Source organism: Mycobacterium sp. E3298 (assembly GCF_001666895.1).
Lineage (GTDB): Bacteria > Actinomycetota > Actinomycetes > Mycobacteriales > Mycobacteriaceae > Mycobacterium.
Genome location: NZ_LZJB01000284.1, coordinates 1 through 3,514 on the forward strand (window position 1 = coordinate 1; position 3,514 = coordinate 3,514).

General features: G+C 71.4%; 4 protein-coding genes and 2 pseudogenes. 2 read left to right on the forward strand and 4 right to left on the reverse strand.

Features of this window, described 5'->3' with window-relative positions; genetic code table 11:
• Positions 1 to 255: 255 nt before the first annotated feature.
• Positions 256 to 1,047, reverse strand: coding sequence for a DUF2470 domain-containing protein (locus A9X05_RS13475; RefSeq protein WP_156675580.1), 792 nt, complete (start codon positions 1,045 to 1,047; stop codon positions 256 to 258).
• A 90-nt stretch (positions 1,048 to 1,137) separates the two neighbouring features.
• On the opposite strand from A9X05_RS13475, the gene pheA reads away from it, so the two are divergent.
• Both pheA and A9X05_RS13485 read left to right on the forward strand, forming a co-directional pair.
• Entirely contained in the window at positions 1,138 to 2,085 is a 948-nt protein-coding gene (pheA, locus tag A9X05_RS13480) for a prephenate dehydratase (RefSeq protein ID WP_067781949.1), read from the forward strand.
• Positions 2,082 to 2,768: a histidine phosphatase family protein gene (locus A9X05_RS13485; RefSeq protein ID WP_067781952.1), complete on the forward strand. Its 687-nt coding sequence runs from the start codon at positions 2,082 to 2,084 to the stop codon at positions 2,766 to 2,768. Before pheA ends, A9X05_RS13485 begins: the two co-directional genes overlap by 4 nt.
• A gap of 7 nt (positions 2,769 to 2,775) precedes the next feature.
• On the opposite strand, the gene A9X05_RS13490 is transcribed toward A9X05_RS13485, so the two are convergent.
• The 3 genes and pseudogenes from A9X05_RS13490 to A9X05_RS32145 all read right to left on the reverse strand — a co-directional run.
• Positions 2,776 to 2,967, reverse strand: a complete 192-nt coding sequence (locus A9X05_RS13490; RefSeq protein ID WP_067755368.1) for a hypothetical protein — start codon at positions 2,965 to 2,967, stop codon at positions 2,776 to 2,778.
• Positions 2,964 to 3,385 (reverse strand): annotated as a pseudogene (locus A9X05_RS13495) (metallopeptidase family protein). Before A9X05_RS13495 ends, A9X05_RS13490 begins: the two are co-directional and overlap by 4 nt.
• A 52-nt stretch (positions 3,386 to 3,437) precedes the next feature.
• A pseudogene (locus A9X05_RS32145) lies at positions 3,438 to 3,514 on the reverse strand (hypothetical protein); the annotation flags it as partial.

A 3,514-nucleotide genomic window follows, 5' to 3' on the forward strand; every position in this document is an offset into this window, starting at 1 on the left:
GCGGGCGGTCGGCTCGCAGGCGCGGCGTTGTGTGAGCCCCACCGTGTGTCGGGCGCCGCCGCTCGCCCCAGCGGCGCGGTCCGTTCGGCCGGTCGCGGCGGGGGCGCCCCGCGCCGAATCACCTGTGACGGCTCGGTGCGCGGCTCGGGCGGTTTTCGCCCCGGCGACCCGGACGGTCCGAGGGGACGCGGCCGGTGCGGGGGTCGATCGCCGTTCACCCGGTTAACGTACCGGCCGGTGCCTCCCGCGGTTCGACTACGAGCGGGCGCGCAGGCCGTTGATGAAGGGGCAGCCCATCAGCACCCGGATCGCCTGGCTCAACCCGGTCATGTCGTCCACCGGCTTGTGGAACGGCAGGCGGACATCGTGGTCGCGGTCCGGGCCTTCGACGCGGAACCGCACGCCGTAGCGATCGAGCCCGAGCGGCCGCACCTGCCCGCGGCGCAAGGGCGCGGGCAGCCGGGACACCAGCCGCGCGACCACATCGGAGTGGGCGGTGTCCAGATGCCACAGCAGGTTCGATTCGACCTCGCAGAACGGGTCGGGACTCGCCGCGAGGAGATCTTCCACACTGACGGGCTCGGCGCCGGTGGCGTCGGTGACGACGACGGACGCAACCTCCAGGCGGAACAGCGTGTACCGCGACTCCTGCCCGTCCGACGGCGCACATCGCGGGGTGTCCACCTGAAGCAAGGCGGGGTGCGGCCACTCTGCGGCGATCAGGTCGACCGTCTCCGCGACCTCGGCCCGGTGAAATTCCCGGAGGCGTCCGCGCACCCAAACCAGCGATCGCACCGGTTCGCGCAGCGGCAGCGGCGCGTAATCCGTCAACTCCAGCAGGGCCTGGGCCCCGGCGACGCCGTCGTTCGTTCCGGGCAGGGCCAGCGCGAAGGACCCGTCGGGCAGCAGGTGATGGACCGGCGTCACGACCGGATCCTGGCGCGCCGGCACGGTCTCGAGGGCCAGCAGCGCGCCGCCGGCGCGGACGCACGCGCTGCGGATTCGTTCGGCGGTCGTCGGGGCGGGGCAGGCGGTCAGCGGTAACACCATTCTCCTTAAATTAGGTAAGCCTAAGTTAACTTAGAACGCAGGGCGCCGCAAGGGCGGTTTGGCGGCCCGCGCCGCTAGGGTTGTGGCGTGGTCCGCATCGCTTATCTCGGTCCGGAAGGGACCTTCACCGAGGCGGCGCTGTTGCAGATCACGGCGGCCGGTCTGATTCCCGACCGCCCCGGCGAGGTCCGGCGACTGCCCATCGACAGCACCGCCGCGGCGCTGGACACCGTCCGCGACGGCGGGGCGGAGTACGCCTGCGTCCCGATCGAGAACTCGATCGACGGGTCCGTGACGCCCACCCTCGACAGCCTGGCCATCGGCTCGCCCCTGCAGGTGTTCGCCGAAACCACCCTGGACGTCGCCTTCACTATCGTCATCCAACCGGGACGCACCGCCGCCGATGTGCGCACCCTGGCGGCGTTCTCCGTGGCCGCCGCGCAGGTGCGGCACTGGGTCGCCACCCACCTGCCCGAGGCCGAGTTGCGGCCCGCCTACTCCAACGCCGACGCGGCGCGGCAGGTGGCCGAAGGCCAGGCCGACGCCGGGGTGACCTCGCCGCTGGCCGCCGCCCACTGGGGGCTGGCCGCATTGGCCGAGGGCGTGGTCGACGAACCCAACGCCCGCACGCGCTTCCTTCTGGTGGGCCTGCCCGGGCCGCCGCCGGCCCGCACCGGTGCCGACCGCACCGCGGTGGTGCTGCGCATCGACAACGCGCCGGGTGCGCTGCTCGGCGCGCTGACCGAATTCGGGATCCGCGGCATCGACCTGACCCGAATCGAATCGCGGCCGACCCGGACCTCGCTGGGCACCTACATGTTCTTCGCCGACTGTGTGGGCCACATCGACGACGACGCCGTCGCCGAGGCACTCAAGGCGCTGCACCGTCGTTGTGCCGATGTGAGGTACCTGGGATCTTGGCCGACCGGCTCGCCCGCCGGGGTGCTGCCGCCGCCGGCCGACGAGGCGGCGCGCTGGCTGGCGCGGCTACGCGAAGGAAAACCCGAAACCGCGGCCGGGGGAATGGAGCTATGACCGGGCGGCTGGTGCTACTGCGACACGGCCAGTCCTACAGCAACGTCGAACGCAGGCTGGACACCCGGCCGCCCGGGGCGGAGCTGACGCCGCTGGGCCGCGACCAGGCCCGTGCCTTCGCGCGAGGTGCGCACCGGCCGGCGTTGCTGGCCCACTCGGTTGCGATCCGCGCGTCGCAGACCGCGGGGGTGATCGGCGGCGAACTCGAGATGGCGCCCATCGAGGTGCCCGGCGTGCACGAGGTCCAGGTGGGTGGCCTGGAAAACCGCAGCGACGACGATGCCGTCGCCGAATTCAACGCGATCTACGAGCGGTGGCATCACGGCGACCTCGACATCCCGCTGCCCGGCGGGGAAACCGGCAACGACGTGTTGGACCGCTACGTGCCGGTGCTCACCGAACTGCGCCTGCGCTACCTCGACGACCGCGACTGGGCCGGCGACATCGTCGTCGTCAGCCATGGCGCGGCGATCCGGCTGGCGGCGGCCGTGCTGGCCGGCGTGGACGCCGGCTTCGCGCTGGACCACCACCTCGACAACGCCGAATCGGTGGTCTTGGCACCCATCACCGACGGCCGGTGGAGCTGCGTGCGCTGGGGGACCCTGACGCCACCGTTCTACCCCGAGGCGGATGCGACCCCCGTCGCCGACGCGGTGCACTCGAGCACCGACCCGATGGGCTGAGGGCCGGTCAGACAGCCAGCGCGACGGCCTCGGAGCATCCGCAGCCGATGGCATCGCAGTCGACGACGAACGCGTGCGGCAACAGCTCGGGGCTGAAGCAATCCGGCTCCGTGCATTCGGAGCGGCGCAGTGAATGGCGAATGATGGTGCCGTGACAGTGATCCAAGCCTGCCCGGCAGTCGCGGCAGTCAGCACTCATAACCCGTTCATAGCACCGGCGGCGGACAAATCCGGGATGCCGCGCCCATAGAACGGGCCGACGTTCGTCAGGCCCAGCCCAATTCCTCCAGCCGCTCGTCGTCGATGCCGAAGTGGTGGGCGATCTCGTGGATCACCGTGATCGCGACCTCCTGGACGACGTCGTCGTCGGATTCGCAGACGTCCAGCAGCGCCTCGCGGTAAATCGTGATGGCGTCGGGCAGGGATCCGGCGTAGTCGGAGTCACGCTCGGTCAGCGCGACCCCTTCGTACAACCCGAGGAGTTCGCCGTCGTCGGGGTGGCGGTCCTCGACCAGCACGACGATGTTGTCCATTGCCGCCGCCAGCTCGGGCGGGATCAGGTCGAGCGCGTCGGCGACCATTTCCTCGAACCGTTGCGGATCCATCCGCACGGGCACTCGGCTAGCCCCCGGCGGGCGGCGCGGCGGGTGCCTCCGGCGGGGGGTTGGCCGGCCAAGATCCCAGGTACCTCACATCGGCACAACGACGGTGCAGCGCCTTGAGTGCCTCGGCGACGGCGTCGTCGT

What these genes read in the sequence shown, in the direction of transcription:
- A9X05_RS13485 (WP_067781952.1), top strand. Translation starts at nt 2,082, where the DNA reads ATGACCGGGCGGCTGGTGCTACTGCGACACGGCCAGTCCTACAGCAAC.
- A9X05_RS13490 (WP_067755368.1), bottom strand. Translation starts at nt 2,967, where the DNA reads ATGAGTGCTGACTGCCGCGACTGCCGGGCAGGCTTGGATCACTGTCAC.